Source organism: Mesorhizobium sp. M5C.F.Ca.IN.020.32.2.1 (assembly GCF_004023105.1).
Classification (GTDB): domain Bacteria; phylum Pseudomonadota; class Alphaproteobacteria; order Rhizobiales; family Rhizobiaceae; genus Mesorhizobium; species Mesorhizobium wenxiniae.
In genome coordinates this window covers 1-1,829 of record NZ_RZSX01001089.1, presented here as the reverse complement: position 1 = coordinate 1,829, position 1,829 = coordinate 1, and the positions used below count along the sequence as shown (strand labels likewise).

At 61.2% G+C, this 1,829-nt stretch carries 2 protein-coding genes; one reads left to right on the top strand and one right to left on the bottom strand.

The genetic code is table 11. From position 1 onward, the window contains the following. On the bottom strand, positions 1-700 hold a 700-nt coding region (locus EOA86_RS33145), incomplete at its 3' end, for an FAD-dependent oxidoreductase (RefSeq protein WP_128345415.1). A 265-nt stretch (positions 701-965) separates the two neighbouring features. Here EOA86_RS33145 and EOA86_RS33140 point away from each other — a divergent pair. Then, entirely contained in the window at positions 966-1,760 is a 795-nt protein-coding gene (locus tag EOA86_RS33140) for a lytic transglycosylase domain-containing protein (protein ID WP_065007309.1), read from the top strand. Positions 1,761-1,829 lie beyond the last annotated feature (69 nt).

Below are 1,829 nucleotides of genomic sequence, written 5' to 3'. Positions count from 1 at the left end.
CCTCGAAGGCGAGCACTGCCGGCGAGGCGGTGACGATGGCCGCCTTGGCGCGGATGGTGCCGCGATCGGTGACGCAGGCGACGCCAGGCACGTCCCAGAGGATTTTCCGCACCGGCGTCGACAGCTCGACGGGCACGTCGGCGCCGAAACGGGCGACCAGTGCGCCGAACCCCTCCTTGGTGAAATAGTTCGGATCGAGATCGGCGGCGGCCTGAAAGTCGCGGATCGAGATCTCGTCCTCGTCGGCGCCGAAGTCCATTGGCCCGGCGAAGGTGGCGGCGGCGCGCGGCGCATGGCCTTTGGCGAGCAACGCCGAAAGACGGTCGTCGTCGCCAACCTTGACCTCATGCGCCGCCAGAAGCTCGAACAGCCTGCTATCGGCCGCTTTCATCGCGGCCTCTTCGTCCTCGCTCGCCTTTCGATTGCGATAATAGAGATGATCGACATTCATGTCGTGATGGTGAAGCGTCCAGCGGGCAGCTTGCGCCTCCGGAAAGTAGGGATTGCGGTCGGCCGCGTGCAGCCAGGCGCAGCCGATATCGAAAGGAATGCCGAAATGCTGATCGCTGGTCCAGGCGCGGCCGCCGATACGGTTCATCGCTTCGAACAGCTTGAATGAAAGGCCGGCCACACGCAGGGTCTTGGCGGCGGAAAGTCCCGCCGAACCGGCGCCGATGACCACGACGTCAACGTCTTCCATGAATATTTTAGCCCCCGCCACAATAATTACTTGATCGTAGGCAAGTTCTCCGGCATTCGCCAGCGCTGCGGTGAGGATGCGTAAACGAGTTCTTAGCGCGGCGGCTCGAAAATCGGTTCCGATTCTCGGAAAGCACGATGCGCAGATTGTAAAGTGCTGGAGCGTACTGCGTCGAAGCGGGCGCACGTCACTCCAACAGTGACAAGCGGGCGTTTCGCTGGCAAATTCGTATTCGGGACAAGATCCAGGCAACCAGGAGAGCAACATGGCATTTTTTGCCAAGGGAAAGATTTTCGCGGCGGCGGCATCGATGATGCTTGCGGCGGCAACAGGCGCACAGGCCGCCCAATGCGGCAATACGGGCGCGGGCTTCGAAGCGTGGAAGGCGGAGTTCGCGCAGGAAGCAAAGGCCAGCGGTGTAGGCTCGAAGGGTCTGGCCGCTCTGGCACGCGCGACCTACGCAACAAAGACGATCGGCGTCGACCGCGCCATCCATAAGGCTTTCAGCGGCTCGGTGGAAAATTTCATGAAGCGCCGTGGCGCGTCCACCATCATTTCCAAGGGCCGTTCGCTGAAGAAGTCGAACGCAGCGCTGTTCGGCAAGATCGAACGGACCTATGGCGTGTCGCCGGGTGTGTTGCTCGCCATCTGGGGTATGGAAACCGGCTTCGGTTCCTACTTGGGCAAGCAGAATACGGTCTCCGCCATTTTAACGCTTGCCTATGATTGCCGCCGCCCGGAGTTCTTCTACCCGCATGCTGTTGCAGCCCTGAAGCTGGTTGATAGCGGCGCTTTGAGCGCCTCGTCGGTCGGTGCCGCGCATGGCGAGATCGGCCACACGCAGTTCCTGCCGGGGAATGTTTTGACATATGGAGTTGGCAACAAAAATCTGCGCGACAAGGCCACTGCGTTGGCTTCCACCGCCAACTTCCTCAGAGGTCATGGGTGGCGGGCCGGCGCGAGCGCGCAGGCGAATATGGGCGCAATTGCTGGCTGGAATTCCGCGAGCGTCTATCAACAGGCCATCGCCCGCATGGCCACGGCGATCGATGGCGATTGATAGAAATCTCTGTTCGACGGAAAGCCCGGCCATGCGCCGGGCTTTTTTGTGATGCTCTAAGGTTACGAC